Origin of the sequence: Pseudomonas sp. KU43P (assembly GCF_033095865.1) — a bacterium.
Lineage (GTDB): Bacteria > Pseudomonadota > Gammaproteobacteria > Pseudomonadales > Pseudomonadaceae > Aquipseudomonas.
The window spans coordinates 3,931,119-3,954,972 of the sequence record NZ_AP019365.1 but is presented as its reverse complement, the minus strand read 5'-3'; the positions used below and the strand labels follow the sequence as shown (position 1 = coordinate 3,954,972).

Genomic DNA, 23,854 nt, shown 5'->3' with positions numbered 1-23,854 from the left:
CGTTCCCGGCGTTTGCGTTGGCCCTATCGCCGGCAAGCCGGCTCCCACAGGGGGCTATCTGTGGGAGCCGGCTTGCCGGCGATGAAACCAGTGCAGGCGCTGAAAACCTACCGGTTCACCCGCAGCAGCTCATCCAGCATTCGTGCCAGCTCCTCGGCCTGCACCGGTTTCTGCAGCACCAGGCTGTCTGGCAACTCCAGCCCCTGCAACTCGGCATAACCGGTCAGGAACACCACCGGCAATTGCGGGTGCCGTTCGCGCGCCGCCATGGCCAGCTGGGCGCCGTTGAACTCGGGCATGGCGAAGTCGGTAAGCAACAGGTCGATGCCGTCGTCCAGCAAGGCCAATGCCTGCTCACCGTTGTGAGCCTGGCGCACCTGGTAGCCGTACTGGCGCAGCACATCGCCGAGCAGGTCGCGCACCAGATGGTCGTCGTCCACCAGCAGCACGGTGCGGTCGCGGCCGCTGTCGCCGTCGGCCTGGGTAATCGTCGGGGCGATCGGTTCGCTGGCCAGTTGGTCCTTCACGGCCGGCAGGTATACCGCCACCTGGGTGCCATGGCCTGGCTCGGTATCGATGCGCACACCACCACCGGATTGCTTGGCAAAACCGAACACCTGGGCCAGGCCGAGGCCCGAGCCCTTGCCGATGTCCTTGGTGGTGAAGAACGGTTCGAAAACCTTGGCCAGCACGTCCTCGCTCATGCCGCAGCCGGTGTCGCGAATACTCAGCATCACGTATTCGCCGGGCTCGGGGTCTTCCGGGCGTTGGGCGCGGGCCTTGATCCGCGTGTTGCGGGTCGACAGGGTCAACTGGCCGCCCTCGGGCATGGCATCGCGGGCGTTGATCGCCAGGTTGAGGATGATCATTTCCGTCTGGGTCGGGTCGGTCAGTGCCTGCCACAGGCTGTGGTCCAGGTCCAGGCGCACGGAAATGTTGCCGCCCAGGGTGCGGCGCAGCAGTTCTTCCAGGCCGCTCAAGGTGCGGTTGAGGTTCAGCGGCACCGGCTCCAGGCGCTGGCGCCGGGAGAAGGCCAGCAGTTGCGAGGTCAGCTTGGCACCGCGCTCACCGGCCTCGCGTATGTGCGTGAGGCGCGAGCGGGCCTTGTCCACGTCACCCTTGGCCAGGTCACGTTCGAGGAAACTGGAGCCGGTGAGGATCACGGTCAACAGGTTGTTGAAGTCGTGGGCCACGCCGGCGGTGAGCTGGCCCACCGCTTCCAGGCGCTGCATCTGCTGCAGCGCGGCCTCGATGCGTTCGCGCTCGGTGATCTGCTCGCGCAAGCGGTCGTTGGCTTCGGCGAGGCCCAGGGCGGTTTCCCGTTCGCTGGTGATGTCCCGGGCCACCACATAGAGCAAGGTGTCTTCCGGCACCACCACCCACGACAGCCAGCGCAGTTGGCCGCTGGCATGGCGGATGCGGCCGACGAAGCGGGCGCTGGTGCGGCCATGGGCGAGGGCGGCCAGCTCGGCCAGCAGCGATTCCTGGTCGGGTTCGGGCAGCAGCTGCAACAGCGAGGCCTGGCTCAGGCGCTCGCGGGAAAAGCCCAGGCTGGCTTCCCAGGCCGGGTTGAGGGCGACGGGGGTAAGGTCCTTGTTGAGCACGGCGAGCAAGTCCTGGGACAGCTCCCAGGCGCGGTCACGTTCGCGGGTGCGGCGCTCGACCCGTTCGCCGAGCATCTCGTTGAGCTGCTTGAGCGCCTGGGTCGCCAGGCGCTGGGTGTGGATGTCCTGCAGCACACCGGAAAAGCGTATGCACTGGCCATCGACGAACTGGCACTGGCCGCTGCTGAGCAGCCAGCGAGGCTCCAGCCCGCGAGGCTGGGCAATGCGGAACTCGACACGGTATAGGCCGTCGCTGTCCGGGCGCATGGCCTGCTCCACGGCATCGCGCACCCGCGGCAGGTCATCGGGGTAAATGCCGCCGTAGAACACCGCCAAGCTCATCTCGGTGTCCACGGGCAGGCCGAACAGGGTTTTGCAGCGGTCGTCCCAGACCAGCAGGTTTTCCTGCGGGCGCAGGTCCCAGGTGCCCATGCCTGCGGCATCGATGGCGATACGTGCGCGCGCTTCGACGTCGGCCAGGGCCTCTTCGGCGCGCCGTCGCCGCTGGCGTTCCTGCACTTCGGTGAGCGCGCGGCGCACGGCCTTGGGCAGCAGCGGCAGGTTCTTCTTCAGCACATAGTCGGTGGCGCCCAGGCGGATCATCTCCACCGCGTGCTCTTCACCATAAATGCCGGAGAGGAAGATGAACGGGGTGTCCGGGACCAGGCGCTGGGCGATGGCCAGCACATCGGTGCCGGACGAGCCGGGCAGCACGCAGTCGCACAGGATCAGGTCATAGTTGCTTTCGAGTAGCGCATGCTCGGCGGCCTGGTGGTCGAACACCAGCCGCGAGCGGACCTGCAACCCGCTGCGCTCCAGGCTCAGCAGGGTTAGTTCGGCATCCATCGAACTGTCTTCGACCATCAGCAGCTTAAGCGGCGTTGGCAGCATCTTTGCGGTGGCCTCAGTTACTGCCACGCCGGTTCAGGCGCAGTGAGCCGGGGGGCGGTTCGTTAAGCACGGCCCAGAACACCCCGAGGTCGGAGATGGCGGCGACGAATTCCTTGAATTCCACGGGCTTGACCACGTAGGCGTTGACCCCCAGTTCATAGGCGCGCTCAAGGTCGGGCTCCTCGCGCGAGGAGGTCAGCATCACCGTGGGGATGCTGCGCAGTTCGGCGGTGGCGCGCACTTCCCTGAGCACCTCCAGGCCGTCGACCTTCGGCAGTTTCAGGTCCAGCAGCAGCACTGCGGGGTTGCCGTCGTCACGGTCGGCGTAGGCATTGCGGCGCAGCAGGTAGTCGAGCGCTTCGGCACCGTCACGCAGGACGATGACTTCGTTGGCCAACTGGCTGCGCTCCAGGGCCAGGAGCGTCAGCTCCAGGTCCCGAGGGTTGTCTTCTACCAGCAGGATGGGTTTAAGCATGATCGTACGGGTGCCTCAGTTTGTTTCTGGATGACGGGGAAGGGTGAAATGAAAACACGCGCCCTGGCCGACCTGGCCTTCGGCCCAGACGCGGCCGTCGTGGCGCTCGATGATCCGGCGCACGCTGGCCAGGCCGATCCCGGTGCCTTCGAAGTCCTCCATGCGGTGCAGGCGCTGGAACACACCGAACAATTTGTTGGCGTAGGCCATGTCGAAGCCGACGCCATTATCGCGAATATAGACCTCGGTTTCCCCCTTGTGCTCGCGCGCGCCGATTTCGATGCGCGCCTGCGAACGCTCGCGGGTGTACTTGAGGGCATTGGCAATCAGGTTATGCAGGGCCAGGTTGATGAAGGCCGGGTCACCGTACACCTTGGGCAGCGGGTCGATCGCCCAGATGACGTCGCGGCCCTCGTAGTCCGGCGCCAGTTCCTGGCGAATGGTTTCGACCAGGGCATTGAGGTCGACATCCGACAGGCGCAGGGCCGAGCGGCCCATCTGCGAGAAGTTCAGCAGGTTGTCCACCAGGCTGCCGGCGAAGCGGGCCGCTTCCTCGATATGGGCGAGGAAGCGGCGGCCGCGTTCGCTCATGCCTTGGCCTTCGATCTCGCTGAGCAGCTCGGTGTAGCCGGCAATGTGCCGCAACGGCGCACGCAGATCGTGGGACACACTGTAGGAGAAGGCCTCGAGTTCCTTGTTGGAGTGGCGCAACTCGTTGGTCAGTTGCGCCAGCTCCTCGGCTTTGCGCAACACAATGCCGAGCACGGCACTGCGCAGTTCCAGCACGCCTTCGATGATCAGCGGATCCCAGGCCTGGCAGTAGCCGCTGACCTGTTCCTGCCAATGCTCGAAGCTGTGCCGGGGGTTCAGCGCGCCTTGCGGGCCGATCTGCTTGTCGGGCCGCCCGGCCCAGTTCACGGTGCGTACCTGCTCTGGGCGGAACCACACCAGGTAGTGCGAATGGATCTGCGAGATCGCCACCGCCAGCACGCCGCCGACATGTGCGGCCAGTTCCGGCAGTGCGTCGATATCGCGGCGCACATTGTCACTGTGGAATACCGTTTCATCACCCCGCTCGGCCAGCCAGTCGACCAGGGCATTGACCTGGGCGGCGGGCGGGGTCGTGCCGAACAGGTCGCAGCGCTCGGCGGAGATCACCGCGGCGCCGCTGGCTCCGGCAAAATCCAGCAGCACCTCGGGCAGGGCGCGCAAGCCATCGCTGACACTGTCGTGGTCGGCCATGGAAGAAATCATTCGCACGATGTGCTGGCGCAGGTCGAGCAGTTGCTGGGTATTGGCGTGGGACTCGCGCGATTCGATCTGCAGCGACAGTACGCTGGCCAGCAGTTCGCACGCCGTGCGGGTGCGCAGGTCGACTTGGCGCGGTTGCGCGTGGTGGCATGACACCAGGCCCCAGAGCTGCCCGTCGACCACGATCGACAGCGACATCGAGGCCAGGGTGCCCATGTTGCGCATGTATTGCAGGTGTACCGGTGACACGCTGCGCAAGGCGGCGAAGCTCATGTCCAGCGGTTTGCCGGTGCGCGGGTTCACGGCGGGCACCAAGGGTGAGGCCTGGTAGTTGGCATCCTCGATCACCCGGATGCGGTTGACCCGGTACAGCTCGCGGGCCTGACGCGGGATGTCGGACGCCGGAAAGCACAGGCCCAGGTAGCACGGGTAACCGGCGTCGGCCACTTCGGCCAGCACCTGGCCGTTGCCTTCGGCATCGAAGCGGTAGGCCTTTACCCGCCCGAAGCCGGTGATGCGCTTGAGCTGTTGCACGGTCTGCTGCAGCAGTGCCTGCAGGTCGCTGGCAGTGTTCAGGCTGCCGACGAATTCCCTTACCAGCGGGTAGTAGTCGCCGTGGTCGCTGAGTTCGGTGGGTAAGCCCAGGGGTTCGAATTCGGCGATCAGCACCTGGTCGTGGCGGTGGGTCAGCAAGCGCAGCTTGTTGTTGAAGGGGGCATCCGGGCGCAAGCGCACATCGCCGAGGTGAAAGGGGAAGACCTGTTCACTCGGAAGGCGAGCGAGCTGGGCCCGCAGGTCGAAGCTGGCGCTGACCACCTCGGCGAAGCTGCAACCTAGCAGCGCCTGAGCAGGTATGCCCAACCAGCGTTCGGCGTTTTCGCTGGCCTGGACAATCCGCAGGCCCGGTTCTTCCAGCACCAGCATGAAGCCCTGCGGCTGGATGCTGCCTGGCACCTGGATCGGCTCCTGGGCGCAGCGTTCCACGGCTTCGGCGAGTAGCTTGTCTGCGGTGCTCAATGAATACGCTCCTGTCATGTTCGTCCATGCATGGCGCATGCGATTGATACTGGGTGACTGCCCGAGGTGCACCGTAACAGAATGTGCGGTGCTTTGCCGGCCCATGGCCATTGGAGGCGCAGGATGTGCATGGGTTCGCTGCCGTTCGGAAAAATGTTCGTCGCCGTTCATTCTTTGTCGCTAGCACCAAAGAATGGCAGCCCGCCAGCACGCCTTTTGGCAGTGGCTGCTACGCTCAAACCTAGAAGAAAAGAACAAGGACCACGAAGTGACGGAACGCTTTTTGGCCGCGCTGTTAGGCCTGTCGTTGAGCGGCTTGGCGGGGGCGGCAGATTTTCTCGTGGACGTGCGTGTGCTGGTGCAACGCGGTTGCATGCTGGTCGGTCAGCAACGCGATGCGGGCGCGCAGGCCCTGGGTCAGATCGACCTGGGCGCGACGGCGCGCCTGGATGGCCCCGGCGCTCCACTGGGCGGCGTGTTGCTCGGCAACCGCCCGCCACGCCTTGAGTGCAACCCTGACACGCCTTATCAAGTCCGCATCGACGGCGGCCAGCACGGCGGCGTCGGCGAATTGCGTTTCCTTGCCAGCAGCGATGCCAAGGCCCGGCCGATTCCCTATCGTCTTTACCGCGACGCGGCCTGGCGTGACCCGGTAGTGGTCGGCGAGGCCCACGCGGCGCGCGTGCCGGACAGCGGCAGTGTCGAGCTGCCGCTCTATGCCCGAATCGACAAACTGGCTTGGGTGCCCCGCGCCGGGCAGTACGCCGACCTGCTCAAAGTCACGGTCACCTGGTAGCGAGGCCGCCATGCACAAGGACGTCACGCCATGAACCGCTCTTCTATCCTGTTGCTCAGCCTCGGCCCACTGCTGTTGCCTGCAGCAACCGTGCATGGCACCACCACCGGTTTCATCCAGGCACGCCTGGTGATCAGCGCCGCCTGCCAGATCGACAGCGGCGACCAGCCGCCGGCCACCTTGGGCAACCCCGGCCTGATGGACTTCGGCGACCGCGGCCCGAACTGGGATCAGCCACTGCGCACCCGCGTCGACGAGGCGGGGGGTGAGGGCAGCCTGCAAATCAGCTGTACGCCCGAAGTCAGGGCTTTCAACGTGCGTATCAACGGCGGCCTCAACGGCAGCGATGGCGTGCGGCGCTTGAGCAACGGGCGCGAAACCATTCCTTATCAGTTGGCGGTCGACCCAGGCGGCAACAGCCGTTACGGCATCGGCCAGGCGCGCGCCTTCACCATCAGGGGCACCGAACAGATTCCGATCCCCATCTACGGCGTAGTGGTGGCGCAACCGCGCGCGCTGCCTGCCGGGCTGTACCGCGACACCTTGAGAGTGACCCTGGACTGGTAACAACCGCAAGGAGACTCCGATGCGAACGAACCTGACCCATTGCATCCTCGCCGGCCTTGGCCTGGCCATGGCAGCCCACAGCCACGCAGCCACGGTAACCGGCACCATCAGTTCGACCCTGACGCTGACGGCCGCCTGCCAGGTCAATGGCAGCGGCGGCACCTCGGGGCTGAACTTCGGCGCCCTCAACTTCGGCACCCAGGACGCCTTGTTCACCACCGCCAATGGCCAGGTGCTCGGCGGCGGCGGGGGGGCCATGAGCATCCTCTGCTCGGCCGGCACGGTGCCGGCGATCCGCGTGCGAGCCGGCAGTCACGATGGCCAGTCGGCCGGCGGCACCCGGGCGCTTGCCGATGGCAGCGGCAACTTCGTGCCCTACGACTTCTACACCGACGCCGGCCACACTCAGCTGCTGGCCATCGACGGCACCATCACCCTGCCGACCAGTACCGGCGTGGCACAGACCGTCAACCTGTATGGCCAGGCCCGCGGCAAGGCCGGCCTGCCGGCAGGGGTGTACACCGACACGGTGGCAGTCGAGCTGTCGTTCTGAGGCGCGCTCATGAATGCCTGGCTGGGTGGGTGCCTGACGGGCCTCGGCCTGCTGTTGGCCACGCCGCTGGATGCCGCGACCACCAGCACCTTCCAGGTGACCGCGCAGATCGTCGCCGGCTGCCTGGTGGTCGGTGGGGTGACCAACTATGGCGTGCTCAACTACGGCTCCCAGTCGGCGCTTTCGACCGGGATTCTCAGCACCTCCCTGGGCGGCAGCACGGTGACCTTTCAATGCACGCCGGGGGTGAGCCTGAGCATGAGCCTGGACGGCGGCCAGAACAGCGCCAGCGGCACGCGTTACCTCAAGCGCAGCGGTGGCACACAGGTGCTGGCCTATCAGCTTTACCGCGATGCGGCCTACAGCCAGGTTCTGGGGATCGGCCAGAGCGTGGTGGTGAGCTACAGCGACCCGACGGCGATCAAGCTACCGGTCTATGGCCGCACCCAACTGACCGGCACTCTGCCGGCCGGGACTTATACCGACGTAGTGCAAGTGACGGTGACCTGGTGATGGCACCGCCACCCCTGACAAGCAATCAAGGAGAGCGGCATGCGGGCAGGCGCGAAGTGGGCGCAGGGAGTAATGGGATTGTTGCTGCTGGCAAGCCTGCCGGCGGGTGCGGCTACCTCGGTATTGATCTGGCCCATCGACCCGGTGCTGGAGGCTGATCAGAAGGCCGGCGCTCTGTGGCTGGAAAACCGTGGTACGGCGCCTGCAAGCCTGCAAGTGCGGGTGTTCGCATGGCGCCAAGGCGATTACCAGGAGCAGTTCCAGGCCCAGCGCGAGATCATCGGCAGCCCGCCGGTGGCCACCATCGCCCCAGGGCAGAAGCAGCTCATTCGCCTCACCCGCACCGGCAGTTCACCCGCCGGCCAGGAACAGGCCTACCGGATCATCATCGACGAAATCCCCTCACCTCTGCCGGCCGATACCGGCAACCAGGGCACCACCGCCGCCATCCGCCTGCAGATGCGCTACTCGGTGCCGCTGTTCGTGTATGGCGAAGGCTTATGGGGCAAGCCGGACCCAGAGGGCAAGCGCAACGCCGATGGCGTGGGCAAGCCGCAGCTGAGCTGGCGCCCGGTGACGGTGCAAGGCAAGCCCTATGTCGAACTGCGCAACACCGGCCCGGTCCATGCCCGGCTGACCGATGTGGTGGTGCAGCAGGGCGGCCAGGCCAAGCCCCTGGCCGAGGGTTTGCTCGGCTATGTGCTGCCCGGCGCCAGCATGCGCTGGCCGGCTCCCATGGCGTCGGGTGTGCTCAAGGGGAGGGTCAACGGCCAGGAGGTAGCCGAAGCGATCCGACAGGGGCAATGACGCCGTTCGTGAACAAGGGCCCAGGGAGGACCCGTAAATGGTCGGAATCCGTGCGTGAAATGGTTGTCGCGGGCGACCCGCAGCTGCCTCGGGCTGGCCTTGCTAGGCCCGTGCCTGGCGCTGGCCGACGACCTGCCGCCACCGCCCACGGAAGCTGCCGCTATCGCCGATGCCACGCTCTACCTCGACCTGCTGGTGAACCAGATGCCCAGGGCTGAGTTGGTGCCGGTGCAGCAACGGGCTGGGCGCCTGTACCTGGGCAGCGAGGTATTGCGTGCTGCCGGTGTCAAATTGCCCGGCGACCCGCAGGGCGAAGTCGCCCTGGATGAAGTCGACGGCCTGCACACCGACTACGACAGCGCGAATCAACGGCTGCTGCTGCAGGTGCCCCCGGCCTGGCTGCCGGACCAACAAGTCGGCGACCGCAACCTGTACCCGCCCAGCGAGGCGCGCAGCAGCTTCGGCGCCTTGTTCAACTACGACCTGTACCTCAATGACACCGATGACGGCGGCACCTACCTGGCTGCCTGGAACGAACTGCGCCTGTTCGACAGCTGGGGCACCTTTGCCAGCACCGGCCAGTGGCGTCAGTCGTTCAATGGTGCGCAAAGCGACGACAGCCGCCAGGGCTTCCTGCGCTACGACACCACCTGGCGCTTCACCGACGAACAGCGCCTGCTGACCTACGAGGCCGGTGATTTCGTCACCGGTGCCTTGCCCTGGACCAGCTCGGTGCGAGTGGGTGGCCTGCAGCTGTCCCGCGATTTCGCCGCCCGCCCGGACCTGGTCACCTATCCGCTGCCCGCGTTCGCTGGCGAGGCGGCGGTGCCGACGTCGCTGGACCTGTTCATCAATGGCTACAAGTCCAGCACCACCGAACTGCAACCTGGCCCCTACACCCTGACCAACGTGCCGTTCATCAACGGCGCCGGCGAAGCGGTGGTGGTGACTACCGATGCTCTTGGCCGCCAGGTGTCCACCACGTTGCCGTTCTACGTCACCAGCAGCCTGCTGCAAAAAGGCCTGTCGGACTTCTCGGTGGCCGCCGGCAGCTTGCGCCGTGACTACGCCATCGAGGACTTCAGCTATGGCCCTGGTGTCGCCTCGGCCAATCTGCGCCACGGCATCAGCGACTTCTTTACCCTGGAAAGCCATGTCGAAACGGCCGAATCGCTGCTGCTCGGCGGCCTGGGCGGCAACATGCGTCTGGGCAACTTCGGCGTGCTCAATGCGGCGCTGGCGCAGAGCCAGTTCGACGGCGAAAAGGGCCATCAAGTCGCCCTGGGCTACCAGTACAACAGCCAGCGCATCGGCTTCAGCTACCAGCGCCTGCAGCGCCACGGCGACTACGCCGACCTCAGCCGCGTCGATATCCCCGACATGCAGCTGAGCCAGCGCAGCGAGCAAGTCACCGTCAGCCTCAACCTCGACCAGTACGGCAGCCTCGGTGCAGGTTACTTCGACGTACGCGCCGGTGACGGCACGCGCACCCGGCTGATCAACCTGAGCTGGAGCAAGCCGCTGTGGGGCAACAGCAGCGTATACCTGTCGGCCAACCGCGAGGTCGGTGACAGCCAGTGGGCGGTGCAGGCGCAACTGGTGATCCCGTTCGACTTCAACGGCACGCTGGCCGTGGGCGTGGAACGTAGCAAGGACGGCGAAGACCTGCAGCGAGTCAACTACAGCCGCGCGGTGCCGGTGGGCACCGGCGTTGGCTACAACCTCGGCTATGCCACCGGCAGCGACCGCGATGCCTATCGCCAGGCCGACGTCACCTGGCGCCTGCAGTCGGTGCAACTGCAGGCCGGTGTGTACGGCAGCAGCGACGATATGACCCGTTGGGCCGATGCCAGCGGCTCGCTGGTCTGGATGGACGCCGGCATGTTTGCCGCCAACCGCATCGACGATGCCTTCGTGGTGGTCAGCACCGATGGCTATGCCGACGTGCCGGTGCGTTACGAGAACCAAGAGATCGGCCGCACTGACAAGAGCGGCCACCTGCTGGTGCCATACAGCAGCGGCTACTACCGCGGCAAATACGAGATTGACCCGATGGACCTGCCGCCCGATGTACTGGCCCCCGAGGTGGAGCAGCGCGTGGCCGTGCGCCGCGGCAGTGGCTACCTGCTGGAATTCCCGCTCAAGCGCGTGCTGGCGGCGAGCATCGAATTGGTGGATGGCAGCCGGCAGCCGCTGAAGCTGGGCAGCAAGGTGACCCACCAGGAAAGCGGCGGCCAGGCTGTGGTGGGTTGGGACGGCCTGGTGTACCTGGAAAACCTGGCGCCGCATAACCGTCTGCAGGTGGCGATCGAAGGGGGCGGGCAGTGCCAGGTCGAGTTCGATTTGCCGCAACAGGAGGGCTCGATTCCCTTGATCGGCCCGCTGGAGTGCCGATGAACAGGTTTGTGCGTGCGCTATTGCCCGGCCTTCTGCTGCTGCCGGCAGGTTCTGCCTGGGCGTTATGTTCCGTGGTAGTGACCAGCCCGATCGCGTTGGGTACCGTCAATTCCACTGCGATACGCACCACCGTACAAAACGCTTCCACCACTAATGCCGGGCTGCAATGCACCGGCTCGCTGCTGAGCCTGCTTACGTCCACCGACCATGTCTACCTCACCATCAGTTCCAGCACCGGCGGCCTGGTAGGGCCAACGGGCGATGTCATCAGTTACACCCTGTACGCCGACAACAGCACCAACTACCCGATCACCCGCAACGTTCAGTTCGACTTGGCACGCAATGGCATTATCGACCTGCTCGGCCTGCTGGGCAGCTCCACGCCCAAGACCGTGCCGCTATACCTGCGCACACAGATCGGCAGCAATGTGGCCGCGGGCTTGTACAATGAAACCCTGACAGTCGCCTGGAGCTGGAACTACTGTTCAGGGATTGGCATTGGCAGCATCTGCCTGGGGCGTGATATCGGCTCCGGCAATCAGACCATCAACGTCAGCCTGACGGTAAGCAACGACTGCCAGATCACCACGCCCAACATCAGTTTCGGCAGCGCGCCGGTGGTGGCCGGGTTCGGAACGGTGAACCAGAGCGTGAGCCTGTCGTGCACCAAGGGCAGCGCCTACACGGTGGGTTTGGATGACGGGCTGAATGTTTCGGGCGGGCGACGCAGGATGAAATCCAGCGCCGGCAATTACCTGGCTTACGACATCTTCAAGAGCGCCGGTGCTACTCGCTGGGGCTCTGTCAGCACGACACGCCGCGCCAGCAGCGATGCCGATGTGAACCCCGGGGCGGGGACGGGGACTGGCAGCCAGGTGTTCAATTACAACGCCAAAGTCTATACAGACCAGGCCACGCCACCGGCGGCGACCTATACCGATACCGTGATACTGGATGTGCAGTTCTGAGGCCGTATCCAGTGCTGGCCTCATCGCCGGCAAGCCGGCTCCACAGAAAAAGCGCAACCTTCAAGACCTGCGCTGTACCTGTGGGAGCCGGCTTGCCGGCGATGAGGCCAGTAGCTTCAACGCAAATCGTCAACCACCTTCAAAAGCGTTTCCAGCACCGCCCCTGCCAACATCCTCGACCGCTCGCCCGACCACCCGGTAACCGGGTTGGGCGCATCGTCATGGTCCTTGAACGGCATCTCCAGGGTCAGCGACAGGCAGTCATACGCCATCCCCACCGCATTGCATGCCAGCGTCGTGTTGGCCTGCCCCGGCAGATCGCGGGTATAGCCATACTTCGTCTGGAAGTCCGCCGTCACGCTGCACAACGTGCTGCGGAACTGCTCCTCCAGTTTGGCCAGCCGCGGCGTATACCCTGGGTTACCCTCGCAAGCCGCCGTGAACACATGGGGGATTTCCTCATCCCCATGCACATCGATGAACGCATCCACGCCGTACTGCTTCATCTGCGCCTGGGCAAAGAACACCTCGGGGCTCGCCTCGATACTGGCATCCTGCCAGGCCCGGTTGAGGTCCTTGCCCTTGAAGTTGGTGCGTAGGTGCCCGAGGAAGGCGCCATCCGGGTTCATGTTGGGGATCAGATACAGATCGGCTTTCGCCAGCAGCGCCTGCACCGTCGCATCATTGCCCTGCAGCCGGTTGATTACACCTTCCATGAACCACTCGGCCATGTGTTCGCCCGGGTGTTGCTGAGCAATCAGCCACAGCTTGCGCTTGCCCACCGCACCGTCGCCGGCGCGCAGCAGCGGAATATCCCGTCCTTGCACGCTGCGCCCGATGGCCAGCAGTTCGACACCCGGAATCTGCTTCGCACGCTCGATCAGCTGATTGTGGCGCGCGCGCGGGTAGGGTTCGAAATAGGCGAACCAGACCTGCTCCTGCTCGGCTTTGATTTCAAACGACAGGGCTTTGCCATCGAACTGGCTGGGGACGCGGAACCAGGTGTTCTGGTCGTAGGAGGCCACGGCGTTGTAGCCGCTCCAGGCGTTCTTGTAGGAAGACTCGCTGGCATTGTCCAGGCTGAAGCGGTGGACCTTGCCGGGGGTGAGGCCGCTGACCTTGAAGTGAAACCACTGGAAGTGGCCGCTGTGGGTGTCCGGGCGAATCGCCAGGTGAACCTGGGAAGGGTTGCTGGCGTCCAGGACCTGGATGTTGCCGGAGTCGAAATCACAGTCGATCTGCAGGGGGGACAGCGTCACGGTCATTGGCGGGCTCCTTGGGATTTGTTGTGGAGGTACTGTACACCGCTTGAGGGATTGCGGGTGTGTTGGAGTACGAAAGCCGTGCTTGCTCGGCTAGAAAAACATTCCTGTTATCAGAGACAGTGCCTGATTACTGCCGGCTCCGCTAAATAATGGATACAGAGCGCAGTCTTGAGGTTGCGGATGCTTAGCGGAAAGATAGGTTGTGACTAATTAAGTGAGGTAAGTCAAAAATTCCTACAAATCCCGGGGAGTTTTCATTCAACTTCTAAGCTTGTGCACCTTGTTTTAATGGCTACCATCAGAAGTTTCGCAATGATGCGGCATTCAATGGAGAAGCAAAAATGAAAGAAGTGAAAATGGAGTCGAAAAAACTGGCCAATTTGGCTCATCTGGTTGTGAAGGCCAAGTAAACGTTCGGTAGTTAGTGCCAAGCACAGTGCCGGCCTATGCTTGGCTATGCTGGAGGTGTCTGTGATCAGTGAAAATTGTTTTTTTTATTGTTGTTGGTTCATCTCTGGTGTGTGAGGCCTTTCAAAGGCATAAGCAGTATGAGTTGTCTCTGGCTCACGCACACCGCTTGGTTTCCCTGGCGGCTAATGAGTGTTGTTTGGATCTAGAAAATCCGCTTGATAAGGACTTGGTGCGAGCCGGAATAGTGGGGGTCGGAGGCGAAGAGTCAGCAGTCTGGGGGCGTGACATCCTGTCTAGGATTTACCACTTTGGTACGAAAAATATCCCCTTTGACGACAGTCCTGAAAATGAGGGGGAGTGGGCGAAATCTTACTTGGCGCACTGCGAAGAAGTGTGGAGTAAGGAGGTGCCAATAGAAACTGCAGTGAGCTTCTGTAAAGAAGGCATTACTTTGCCCCGCCAGCATCGGAGGGGCCCAGTTGAACAAGTGTTGCTGGCTCGCTCGACTGCCAGAGAATTTCTTAATATTCCACTGGGTCTGGAAATGCTCGCCCAGATTCTAGAATACACGCTCGGGTTTGTGGAGGAACGTCAGATTCCTGAATCAGGTGGTTTGCCGGATGCGCTTAGAAAACGACGCTGCAGCCCGTCTGGTGGCGGCCTGAATTCAACTGAAGGTTATGTTCTGGTCAGAAATGTTGAAGGGTTAGAGGTAGGGTTGTATTACTACAATCCTTTTAATCATCAGTTGATTCTAACCTCTTCAAAGACACCTCCGGTAGGGCGACTGCTGTCAGGGCAGCACTTTGCCGATGCTGTTCCGGTGGGTGTTTTCTTTACGTCCAGGGTTGATAAGCTGTGGTGGAAACATGAGCATTCACGCGCTTATCGTAATGCCTTGTTGGAGGTTGGGCATATTGCGCAGACGTTTCAGATTATGAGTGCTTCTTTTGGGTTGGGTACTTGGTTGACAGGTGCACTCTGTGAAAAGGATATAGAACCTTTGTTAGGGTTGAATAGCGATCGCGAGCAAGTTCATTTTGTTGTGGGGGTGTTGTACACCCAGTGGGTGGCTTGTGGTTGATCCTCAGCATGCGGATGCTTTCAGACGCATGAGCCCTCAATATCACCTCGTGAATAGTACACCTGTTTTGTTTGTGTAAGTTAAAGTCTGAGGTATGATTCTGTAGTCTGTTTCCTACAAGCTTTTGTAAACACTTTGTGTGATTGAAATTTATCGCATGACGATCCTCTACTTGTGCCTGGATGCGCTGGTTGAGAATTTTTAGACGTGTCCGACAGACAAAATAATCTGACATCAGTAGGCTGTCTCTTTCGCGGGCACAAGCCAAAAGTCAATTGCGAAAGCATGGCAGGCGATGACAATGAACGGTCTGTATCTGAACGCCAGCAACGGTTTTTGGTGGGCTTTCTACGCATTGGCTTCAATCGAGATGAAGATCTTTATAGGGCGAGACGTGAATTGATTGCGATAAAGAGTCGACTCAAGTTGAGGCCGGCGCGGGGGTACGCGATGGCGATGAATAATACTTATTATTATGTTCTAAATGGTCGTGATCATCTCGCTTGGAGGGTGGTATGAGAGCGTCTGTAATTATAAGCGTAAGAGTGTTTGTGATATCTCTGGGGTTTAATCTTCTGAGTGCATGCAAGCCAGCGGATAGGGCACCTGAGGCAGAGCAAGCGACGGCGAATGTCGATGAACTGGACACCTTTGTTTCAAAGGTCAAGGGGGACTTGGTTTTCGTGACGGGAGGAAAATTTTGGATGGGGGACTACGGCGTGAGGTTTGGTCCGGAGCGTTTACCCTATGATGCCAATAGTGATAGCAAGCCTTTGCATGAAGTTGAATTGTCAAATTTTTCAATTCAAAAATACAAGGTTGATAATGAGTCGTTTGGGTTGTATTTGAAATACAACGGACTAACGCTTAGACCATATGTTGGCGCCACAAAGTATTGGGATGATTTCAATCGCCTTCCTATCACGCCGGCTCATTTGGATTGGTATGAGGCTGAAAAGTACTGCGCCTGGCTTGCAGCTATTACCGATTTGCCATTTGTGGGAAATTGCACCTGAATTGACCAAGCGTTTGCATCGCACTTGACCACCCATTTGCATTCGACTTGACCAGCCATTTGCATTGGATGTGACCACTCAAGGTACGCAGTAACGGAGAGCTATAAAAGCGATGTGGGCGGCACCACCTGAGGCGTGCCATCAATGATGCACATCCAGCCCCAGACTCTGAGTGCTGACGTCTTGTTGAACTCGTTCACTAAATCGCTTGCGATTTCGCCGATGTCGGCTCGCAGAGCGAACTGCGGACGCATAGCGTGCATTACGTCCACTCCCATATCGCCGGCCAGAAGCTTGCACATCAGTCTGGTGCGTAGCTTCCAGGGAAGGCTCTTTCCGCGTCGTTCCGGATGCTGGAAGACCATGGTGTTCAGATGGGCTGACGCGTGAATGTAGTCAGTGCTAGTCATCCAAACCTCTAAGTGTGCAGGCACACCAAGGGGGAGCACATTGAGGACTAGCCAGTCAATCAAGCCCACTGCGACCCCACGTGCTTGTAGCTCCATGGCGAGCATTAAGAGCACTTTGTGCAACGAATCTGCTGCTTTGATAGCAAGGGCACGACGGCCCATCTGATCTGCTTCCATCACTATGGCTACCACCGCCGCGAGGCTATCTAAGCTCGCCCTGCGCTCAAGCTTTTCGAGCAGGTTTTGAGTGACCGATTCGCGCTGTAAAATGCCCCACGCCATGTCGCTGGCGGTTCGGAACAACACACCCTGTACTTCGGCATTCAACGTTCCAAAAAACTGGTCGAAGTCGACGTCCTCTCGCTTGATCCTCAGCTTGAGCAGTGTCCATAGCGGATGATTCAGATCGCGAGAAGATCCCGGTGCCTGAAGCTCGACCTTAGCCAAGGTATTGGCCTTGGGCGATACCATTTTTTGTTCGTACCTTGACCACTTGCTTCGGTAATGCCGAATAGTCCCATTGCTGTTCCTTCGAAACGAATCCTCTTCGAAATACTGTTCAAGCGCGTAGGCCGTTTTGAGACCTGTCCGCTGCCTCAGCCCCTCGAACCAATAGCCCACGGCGAGCATTTCCACAGTGTTACTGCGGGGGTTTGTATTTTCCGGTATTTGTTCGCGCACGTTATCTGCGAAATCCGAGTAAATTTTCGCAATTCGTTTGAAGTCAGACACTTACAAATTTCCAGCTGATGTTTGTACCGTAAAAAATGTAGGCGCCTTACGGCTGGAGTGCAAGAACGTGGTTTATTACTATTAGCTGTGACCAAACCGGACATTAAGTGCGATGCGCGAGCCTCTTGAAATCCACAACCTGGCATCCGAACTAGAGCTTGATCTCAAAGATCGATATGGCCTGATGGTGGGTGGCAGTGCGCTGTGGAGAGAGTTGGGATACGCCTCGTATGACGCGTTCCGAAAAGCCAAGCAGCGTGGAACTATCGAAGTTCCGCTTTTTGAAGTGCCCAATCGTCGAGGCTTTTTCGCCCTGTCCAAAGAAGTCGCCTGCTGGATAGCCACGCAACGCTGCGCTAGACAGCAAGCCGTGTAAATCAAACAGATAGGAGTTTCACAATGAGCCCAGGCTAAGAGTTAGCCGGTAGAGTTGGGACACAAAAAAGCCCAGGGGTGGAGCCCTAGGCTTTTTTGATGGTGTTAGGTTTTGAGCCCTACGCACCACCATTCTGTGTTCCCTCGCGTTCGACGTCAAGTCGGCCACCTTCCGTTTGTCTGCAATATTCACACGGTGCGACCGGTGAGGCTTTGGCACGCCTGTCGCGAGGAGGACACATGAGGCTGCCAGTACAAACGCAGCGCGAGGTACTGCGTCTCGCTTGCGACGCCAGTTTGTCGAACAGATCAATCGGTCGCCTGGCTAAGGTTTCCCATAATACCGTTCGCACGATTCGCGATCAGTTGACGCTGTGCGGACAAACTTGGGAACAGCTGCGACATCTCGACGATAAAGCGCTTGCGGAATGCCTACATACTCAGCCCAGGCCCACAGCGCAGAGAAAAGTGTACCCCCCTTGGGTCGCCATTCACGAACAGCTGAAACTGCCTGACATCACCCTTGAATTGCTTTGGCAAGAGTTTCGGGAAACGGAGCCAGATGGCCCCTCATACGCCCAATTTACGAGGGTTTATCGTGAGTGGCTGAATAAACAAAAGCTAAGCATGAGGCAGATCCACCTTCCCGGTGACAAGTGCTTCGTGGACTTCTGCGGACGGACTATGCCTGTGACAAACCCGGACACAGGAGAAATTGCCCAGGCTCAGGTATTCGTAGCCACGCTAGGAGCTTCCGGCTACATATTCGCCACGGCAGTGGACAATCAGACGACACCCAACTGGCTCAGGTGTAACGTGCTGGCGCTTGAGTATTTTGACGGGGTTCCACGCTTCATTGTCCCCGACAATTTGAAATCGGCGATCACGAAAAACACTCGGGATCAGGTCGTTCTGAACCGTGCTTACTCCGAGCTCTCCGAGCACTACGGATTTCAGATATTTCCTGCTAGGCCTCGCAAACCCAAGGACAAATCGCTAGGTGAAATTGCTGTCCAGATCGTGCAGCGGTTTGTGCTCGCAAGGCTGAGGGCGAGGACATTTTTCTCGTTGCAAGAGCTGAATGAGCAGATCGAATTCTGGGTCGATCAGCTCAACAACCGCGTCACTAGGACGTACCCCAAGAGTAGGGCCAGCCGTTATCTTGAACTGGACTACCCCGCGCTTGGCCCTCTTCCCGACCAGCGGTACAGCTACAGTCAGTGGGTCTATCAGGTTCGCGTGGGCGCTGACTACCACGTCGAGTTTGAACAGCACAGCTACTCAGTCCCTTACCACTTTGCGAACCTGCTCGTCGATCTTCGTATGCGTGACGATTGGCTCGATATTGTCTACCAACGCCGCGTCATCAGCACTCACAAGCTCAGCCGGAATCGTGGAACTAGCACCCTGAATGAACACCTGGCCCCTAACCACAGCCAGTTCCAAGACTCGCAACCAGACGCACTGATGGCTTGGGCTGAAACTATAGGCCAGGAGACGTTGCGGTACGTGAAAGACAATCTCACTCTGCGCCGAGACTTTGCGACTGGCATGAAGGCAGTCATAGGCTTGAAGCGAGATGTCCGCAAGGGGGACATCTCACCCTCCCGGCTGGAATCAGCCTGCGCGTATGCCAATAGCCTGAAAATCCTAAGTTCAGAGCGCCTGCGGGCAATCATTCGTAACGAGTCCGATCTGCGGCCCAGCTTCCAACGATCCGCCCCCTTGGTCGAACACGCCAACATTCGTGGCGCGGAATATTACGCCACACAAGGAGATGAGCCGCTATGAAACCAGTATTCAACACTGTTCAGAATTTGCTGAGCCTTGGGCTGCACGGCATGGCAGTGGCTTACGAGCGTCAGCTGGAAACCCCGGCATTGTTGAAAGAGGCGTTCGACACAAGGCTCGGATTGATGGTTGACGCCGAAAACAGCGAACGAGAAAGCAGGAAGATTGCGCGTTTGTTGAAAGCTGCAAGGCTTCGTGAAAGCGAGGCCACAATGGACACGATTGAATTCAAAGCATCCCGTGGTCTAGACCGAAATACCGTGATGTCTCTCGGAGAGTGCGACTGGCTGACACGCCACCAAAACGTGATCATCACAGGGGCGACCGGCACCGGAAAAACCTGGCTGGCTTGTGCCTTGGCGAACCAAGCCTGCCGACTTGGGCGACCCACGCTTTATCGCACCGCGACCAAGCTCTTCGAAGAAATCTCCCTGTCTTACGCTGACCACACCATGCCGAAGCTACGCCGGCAATTGATTCGCGCCGAGCTGCTGATCATTGATGACTTGGGCATTGGCGGTATCGATGCCCAGCTCGGCCCTTTTCTACTAGACGTCATCGATCAGCAGTCACAAAACGGTTCATTGCTGATCACTAGCCAGTATCCGAAGGAAAAATGGTATGACTTGTTTTCCGACCCCACAATCGCGGACGCGATTCTCGACAGGATCGTTCACAAATCCCACGTCATCGAGTTGAAGGGTGAATCAATGCGTAGGGTAAAAAGCCGCCGCCGCGCTTGAAGGATCTGCCTCGCGCCAAGGATGGTCACCACGAATGCAATTGGTCACGTCGAATGCAAACAGGTGGTCAAGTGCAATGCAATCGTTTGAATTCAGAGCACTTTTTCCGCTTTCCATGAGGGCTCAAGCATTTTGGGTTGCCAACGCCACTGACGCGACGCTGTCAGAATGGATCGGGGCCACCCTCGACGCCGGTAAACGTGATCTCAGGAGGTTCACCCGTGCGCTGCCACCCGAATTGGTAATGCAGCCACTGATGAGCATCTTCCTGGCGGTCAGCTACGAGTAACAGCGTCGATCCGGCCCGGAGTAGCAGGTTTGCGTTTTCTTCACTGCGGGTGCTGATCAGTTGCGTTGTCTTGTCGATCCTCATCAGATGGCCTTAAAGCTGAGACGGTCTGAATACGATAGCTCAAGCAGCCACTCTCCTCGACTATTGGGGCATTGGGGATATCCTAAGCCCAAGAATGAGGGGCCGGCAGCTCTCGGTCCAGGCTGTGTGAGAACGCCTGCGATTGTCTAACCTTCTGATCGTAGAGATCGTGGTGGGGGCAATCATGAAGCGATTCATCGAGGGCTAGGCTCGGACGCAAGTTACACTGCTGCCTGAGTGCCTGGACGAATACGTTACCGATGAAAACCCAGTGCGCGTGGTCGACGTCTTCGTCGACGAACTCGACCTGAGCGCGCTCCGCTTCGCGCGCGGGAACTGATAGCCGTAGCCCTGTAGGCCAACCATACCAATGTGCCGCCCTCAAGGTAGAGCGGTTAGATAGACCGCTGGAGATCATTTTGAAGTGTCTGTTGCCAAGGGAACCGGCGCAGATCGTCAATGATATCAAAGCCTTGACGGCCCCGGCTCCCGCACGATCATAGACAAACCCGCACCTTATCCGGCGCCACCTATTGTGATAGTGAAACCTCGCGGACACCAAACGTCACTGATTCGTCTCGATGAGTCATCTGGCGCCTTTCAATCAGAGGCTATTACTAAGTGATCTGCCTGGGGAGGTACGAGCCATGCAAAAGAGATTCGTTATCGTTCCGGCTGTGCCGGTCGACAAAGAATGCTTCCAGTCTGGTTCTCGGTACTATGCAACTACCGTGTCCGGTGGCTTCGATATTTACGACAATCAGGAAAAATTACGATTGAAGCCGAGTTATTTCATGAGGTCGCTCGCAGAAGCCGCCTGTGAGCAGTTGAACGGTGAATGCAGTGATCCAAACGAGCTTTTCCCCTTCTTACGGGTGGACTGCTCCGTCAAAGATTAATAACTTGAGAATTGCGCTATGTCTTGCTACCCGCCAAAGTGGAGCGCAACGGCCAATCCCAGGCGAGCCGCCATCAGATTGAGCCATCAGGCCAACCTCGTGAGTGCCTGCTATGGGTCGACAGCGGCCAGTCGCGAATGACCGCCTTCGACCCTTGCGGACGTTCGAGCATGACCCAAAGAATCCACCTGAACCAGTGTCTGCCCCTCAGGCACCTTCCGTGGGTTCCGCAGTTTTTGGCGGCAGTGGGCCGATGAACATCACTTTCAGTCGATCACGACCAATTACTCGTGCCAACTCTGCGATGACGCAGTACATGAAGATCAGGGTGATCAACAGGATCTGAATCGCCCAGAAGCGCGGCCAGTTCATCGACGACCATAACAAAGCATTGGCATCCACAAACCCGGGCGACTCTTTCCAGTAATCGTACAGTCGCTCCAGATAGTGAACGATCAGGGCTACCAAGGCATACATTGCGGTTTTCCAGGCGACGTTCCAGATCAGCGGCTTGTCGGGAAATCGATTGATGAACGGCAGCATGTCAGCAACGAGTACTGACTTGCCAAGGACCATGGACGCGATCAGCACGGAAGCTGAAACAGGCAACTCGACCCCTGAGCCCTTGATCATCAGTGCACGAATCAGCGCCACGATGTGCAGGATCACAAAAAAGAATAGGGTCGGGGGAAGCACCTTCATGAATTCATGTTTGAGCTTTAGCAACACGGTATTCATTGTCGCCCCTCCAGTAAGTGAAGCCTCTCACTTGAAATCTACTCAAAGCCTCTAAGTCCTCCTGCCGCGGCCAGCACACCAGGAGGACATAAGAGTTATTTCTTCAGCGCCTGGAATGCATTAACCATGTCTCTCGCCCAACCATCAAGCACCACGCGAGCATCCTTCGCCTGCATCACTTGCGAGGAGTTTTCAAGGTCGGTACCGGCGCCTTTGCGTACCACCTCGGCGACGACTTCATTGGAGCGACCATCAATGAATGCAGCCTCGGTCGCAACGCTGGTGTCCTGGTCGCGGATACCGGTGGCCGTGCTGATGCCCGCAGCAACCAGCGCAATCGGAATCACTTCATAAGGACGTAGGCCCTTGGTCTTGGCGCTTACCCCAGTGATTGCCGGGCGCACCACCAGCACCCCCGGTCCTGGGCTGGTGGCCAAAGGCAGGGCTTTGGAGAACTGGGTTTTCAACGCCTGATCGTAGTACTGGGTGATCCCTGTCAGCGTCTGTTGCGGGATCTTTTCAGTTGGCTGTGGCTTGGGATAGAACTGGCTGGGCTCGACATACACACTGCTGAACTGGTTGGTATCAATTCCTGGTTTGATCCATCGCATGACCGCCGCGCCCGATGACGATTTGTCCTCCTTGAGTTTGCTGTAGTCTTTCAGAAAGCCCGAATACTGGTCCGGCTCGACGTACTTGCTTGCGCAGCCATGCAGCAGCAGTGATGCGAGGCACACTGTTGCAACCAACGATTTGCTCTTCATACCGCTTCTCCTTTTGCTTTATATGGTATTCAGCACACAATCATTTAGAAGCGCCATGTCGCGCCTCCGCCAACGATGTGTAGGGCGGCATTGTCATAACTGCCCGACAGGGAGTTGCCGGAGCGCGCTTTGGTCTGCTCTACGTCCATGTCGCCAAGCCAGACCAAGGTGTAGGCCATGTGCAAGTCGAAGCCTTCCTCAACCTGATAGTTCACCCCGGTCGCGAAGCGCCAGGCTTCCCCCATCGGGTTGTCGACAGTGCGATCCTTGTCATCGACAGCCGAACTGTCGTAGCCCACGCCGAAGCTCCAACGCAGTTGTTTGCTCATCTGGTACTGAGCGCCGACCGAGGCATGCCAGGTGTCCTTGTATTGGCGGTCGACCGTGCGGCTGACGTCTGCGGCGTTGGCGTCCACCTCCACGCCTATATCGCCGAATTCGCTCCAATCCTGCCAGTCCAGACTGCTCAGCAGGGTCCACTGATCATCGAGTTGGTAGGCCACGCTGAAGGTCGCAGTCTGCGGAACGTTCATGTCCAGTTCCAGGGTATCCACGGCCAAGCGGTTCAGTGCAGCGTTGATGATCGGGTTGTTTATGTCGCTGACGTGCGGGCTGTCCTCGAACTCCAACTTCACCTTGCTGGTGTAGGCAAAGCCCAAGCGCGTGCGCGGATTAAGCTGGTACATCAGGCCCAAGTTCACACCCATGCCGAAGTCGGTGTCCTTGTACTCAAGCTGGCCGTCCGGGCGGTCAACCAGCCCCAACAGGCTGTTGTCGATGGCCATCTCGGTTCGGTAATAACCGAGCATCATGCGCGGGCCGATGCCTAGAGAGAGATCGTCGCTAAACCTGTAGGCAAATGTCGGCTGAAATGACACCCCGATTACTGCTGCCTCTTGGGTGAAATAGCGCCCAGTCCAGTCATCGTCATAGTCCAGGGCCAGACCGAAGTTGCCGTACATACCGAAACCGATGGCCGAGCGCTCATCGATTTGATGGCTGATGAAAAGGCTAGCCCCCGGCAAATACTGCAAGGCGTTGCCGCCTTCGTTGCCATCAAACTGGTTGTTACTGCTGCGGGAGAAGCCAATGTCTCCGAAGATCACCTGTGCATTGGCGCTGATCTGCGTGCCGGGTAGCAGAGCGATGCCGGCGGGGTTACTCATCAGCACACTGGGATCCATAGCTAGCGCCGCCGAGCCGGCGTTGGCCAAACCGTTGCTTTCCTGTCCGGCTTCATAGATGAAGATGCCGCCGGCCAGCACATTGCTGCTGTGAAGCGACAAATAAAGCAGTGTTGCGGGCACCAACCTTTTAGCAAGCTTGACTGGAAATGTCGTGGTCATAGTCCCTTACTCCACACTTTAAAAAAGAGCAGGACACCGATTATTCGGTGCCCTGCCTGACGCACAGC

General features: G+C 59.7%; 22 protein-coding genes and 1 pseudogene. 15 read left to right on the top strand and 8 right to left on the bottom strand.

The genetic code is table 11. The features are described 5' to 3' along the window. Positions 1–107 precede the first annotated feature (107 nt). Genes KU43P_RS18070 through KU43P_RS18060 form a run of 3 tightly spaced genes read right to left on the bottom strand, consistent with a single transcriptional unit; the run spans position 108 to position 5,256 of the window. A complete protein-coding gene (locus tag KU43P_RS18070) occupies positions 108–2,495 on the bottom strand; it encodes a response regulator (RefSeq protein ID WP_317658810.1) in 2,388 nt (795 codons plus the stop codon). Positions 2,496–2,508: 13 nt separating this feature from the next. Then, positions 2,509–2,970, bottom strand: coding sequence for a response regulator (locus KU43P_RS18065; protein ID WP_317658809.1), 462 nt, complete (start codon positions 2,968–2,970; stop codon positions 2,509–2,511). Positions 2,971–2,985: 15 nt separating this feature from the next. Continuing rightward, entirely contained in the window at positions 2,986–5,256 is a 2,271-nt protein-coding gene (locus KU43P_RS18060) for an ATP-binding protein (protein WP_317658808.1), read from the bottom strand. A 250-nt stretch (positions 5,257–5,506) separates the two neighbouring features. Between KU43P_RS18060 and KU43P_RS18055 the strand changes: the two genes are divergently transcribed. The 7 genes from KU43P_RS18055 to KU43P_RS18025 are packed head-to-tail and all read left to right on the top strand — an operon-like array spanning position 5,507 to position 11,839. Continuing rightward, positions 5,507–6,034, top strand: a complete 528-nt coding sequence (locus KU43P_RS18055) for a spore coat U domain-containing protein (RefSeq protein WP_317658807.1) — start codon at positions 5,507–5,509, stop codon at positions 6,032–6,034. A gap of 30 nt (positions 6,035–6,064) precedes the next feature. After that, positions 6,065–6,601, top strand: a complete 537-nt coding sequence (locus KU43P_RS18050) for a spore coat U domain-containing protein (protein ID WP_317658806.1) — start codon at positions 6,065–6,067, stop codon at positions 6,599–6,601. A gap of 19 nt (positions 6,602–6,620) precedes the next feature. Further along, positions 6,621–7,154, top strand: a complete 534-nt coding sequence (locus KU43P_RS18045) for a spore coat U domain-containing protein (protein WP_317658805.1) — start codon at positions 6,621–6,623, stop codon at positions 7,152–7,154. A gap of 9 nt (positions 7,155–7,163) precedes the next feature. Then, positions 7,164–7,667, top strand: coding sequence for a spore coat U domain-containing protein (locus KU43P_RS18040; RefSeq protein ID WP_317658804.1), 504 nt, complete (start codon positions 7,164–7,166; stop codon positions 7,665–7,667). 39 nt (positions 7,668–7,706) lie between these two features. Further along, a complete protein-coding gene (locus tag KU43P_RS18035) occupies positions 7,707–8,474 on the top strand; it encodes a molecular chaperone (protein ID WP_317658803.1) in 768 nt (255 codons plus the stop codon). A 54-nt stretch (positions 8,475–8,528) separates the two neighbouring features. Then, on the top strand, positions 8,529–10,871 hold the full coding sequence (locus tag KU43P_RS18030; RefSeq protein ID WP_411567223.1) for a fimbria/pilus outer membrane usher protein: 2,343 nt from the start codon (positions 8,529–8,531) through the stop codon (positions 10,869–10,871). Continuing rightward, positions 10,868–11,839, top strand: coding sequence for a spore coat protein U domain-containing protein (locus KU43P_RS18025; protein WP_317658802.1), 972 nt, complete (start codon positions 10,868–10,870; stop codon positions 11,837–11,839). The genes KU43P_RS18030 and KU43P_RS18025 overlap by 4 nt, the downstream gene beginning before the upstream one ends. 116 nt (positions 11,840–11,955) lie before the next feature. Here KU43P_RS18025 and KU43P_RS18020 read toward each other — a convergent pair whose 3' ends face one another. After that, positions 11,956–13,104, bottom strand: coding sequence for a M14-type cytosolic carboxypeptidase (locus tag KU43P_RS18020; RefSeq protein WP_317658801.1), 1,149 nt, complete (start codon positions 13,102–13,104; stop codon positions 11,956–11,958). Between the two features lie 478 nt (positions 13,105–13,582). Here KU43P_RS18020 and KU43P_RS18015 point away from each other — a divergent pair, with 478 nt between their 5' ends. Both KU43P_RS18015 and KU43P_RS18010 read left to right on the top strand, forming a co-directional pair. After that, on the top strand, positions 13,583–14,599 hold the full coding sequence (locus KU43P_RS18015; RefSeq protein WP_317658800.1) for a SagB/ThcOx family dehydrogenase: 1,017 nt from the start codon (positions 13,583–13,585) through the stop codon (positions 14,597–14,599). Between the two features lie 515 nt (positions 14,600–15,114). Further along, on the top strand, positions 15,115–15,615 hold the full coding sequence (locus tag KU43P_RS18010; RefSeq protein ID WP_317658799.1) for a formylglycine-generating enzyme family protein: 501 nt from the start codon (positions 15,115–15,117) through the stop codon (positions 15,613–15,615). Positions 15,616–15,716: 101 nt separating this feature from the next. On the opposite strand, the gene KU43P_RS18005 is transcribed toward KU43P_RS18010, so the two are convergent. Next, positions 15,717–16,757 carry a hypothetical protein gene (locus KU43P_RS18005; RefSeq protein WP_317658798.1) on the bottom strand — a complete coding sequence of 347 codons (1,041 nt, stop codon included), beginning with the start codon at positions 16,755–16,757 and terminating at the stop codon, positions 15,717–15,719. A 112-nt stretch (positions 16,758–16,869) separates the two neighbouring features. On the opposite strand from KU43P_RS18005, the gene KU43P_RS18000 reads away from it, so the two are divergent. The 6 genes and pseudogenes from KU43P_RS18000 (at position 16,870) to KU43P_RS17980 (ending at position 20,938) form a co-directional block, all read left to right on the top strand. Next, on the top strand, positions 16,870–17,133 hold the full coding sequence (locus KU43P_RS18000) for a hypothetical protein (RefSeq protein WP_317658797.1): 264 nt from the start codon (positions 16,870–16,872) through the stop codon (positions 17,131–17,133). Positions 17,134–17,372: 239 nt separating this feature from the next. Then, entirely contained in the window at positions 17,373–18,923 is a 1,551-nt protein-coding gene (gene istA / locus KU43P_RS17995) for an IS21 family transposase (protein WP_317658796.1), read from the top strand. Further along, complete coding sequence (gene istB, locus KU43P_RS17990) at positions 18,920–19,666, top strand: IS21-like element helper ATPase IstB (protein WP_317658794.1); 747 nt, start codon at positions 18,920–18,922, stop codon at positions 19,664–19,666. The genes istA and istB overlap by 4 nt, the downstream gene beginning before the upstream one ends. Positions 19,667–19,742: 76 nt before the next feature. Continuing rightward, entirely contained in the window at positions 19,743–19,955 is a 213-nt protein-coding gene (locus KU43P_RS17985; protein ID WP_317658792.1) for a hypothetical protein, read from the top strand. A gap of 310 nt (positions 19,956–20,265) precedes the next feature. Then, a pseudogene (locus KU43P_RS27095) lies at positions 20,266–20,364 on the top strand (hypothetical protein); the annotation flags it as partial. Positions 20,365–20,686: 322 nt separating this feature from the next. After that, complete coding sequence (locus KU43P_RS17980; protein WP_317658791.1) at positions 20,687–20,938, top strand: hypothetical protein; 252 nt, start codon at positions 20,687–20,689, stop codon at positions 20,936–20,938. A gap of 207 nt (positions 20,939–21,145) precedes the next feature. Here KU43P_RS17980 and KU43P_RS17975 read toward each other — a convergent pair whose 3' ends face one another. From KU43P_RS17975 to KU43P_RS17965, 3 genes are all read right to left on the bottom strand, one after another. Next, on the bottom strand, positions 21,146–21,676 hold the full coding sequence (locus KU43P_RS17975) for a hypothetical protein (protein WP_317658790.1): 531 nt from the start codon (positions 21,674–21,676) through the stop codon (positions 21,146–21,148). A gap of 95 nt (positions 21,677–21,771) precedes the next feature. Beyond that, on the bottom strand, positions 21,772–22,440 hold the full coding sequence (locus tag KU43P_RS17970; RefSeq protein ID WP_317658789.1) for a DUF3313 domain-containing protein: 669 nt from the start codon (positions 22,438–22,440) through the stop codon (positions 21,772–21,774). Positions 22,441–22,484: 44 nt separating this feature from the next. Further along, a complete protein-coding gene (locus tag KU43P_RS17965) occupies positions 22,485–23,786 on the bottom strand; it encodes an OmpP1/FadL family transporter (protein ID WP_317658788.1) in 1,302 nt (433 codons plus the stop codon). Positions 23,787–23,854: the final 68 nt, after the last annotated feature.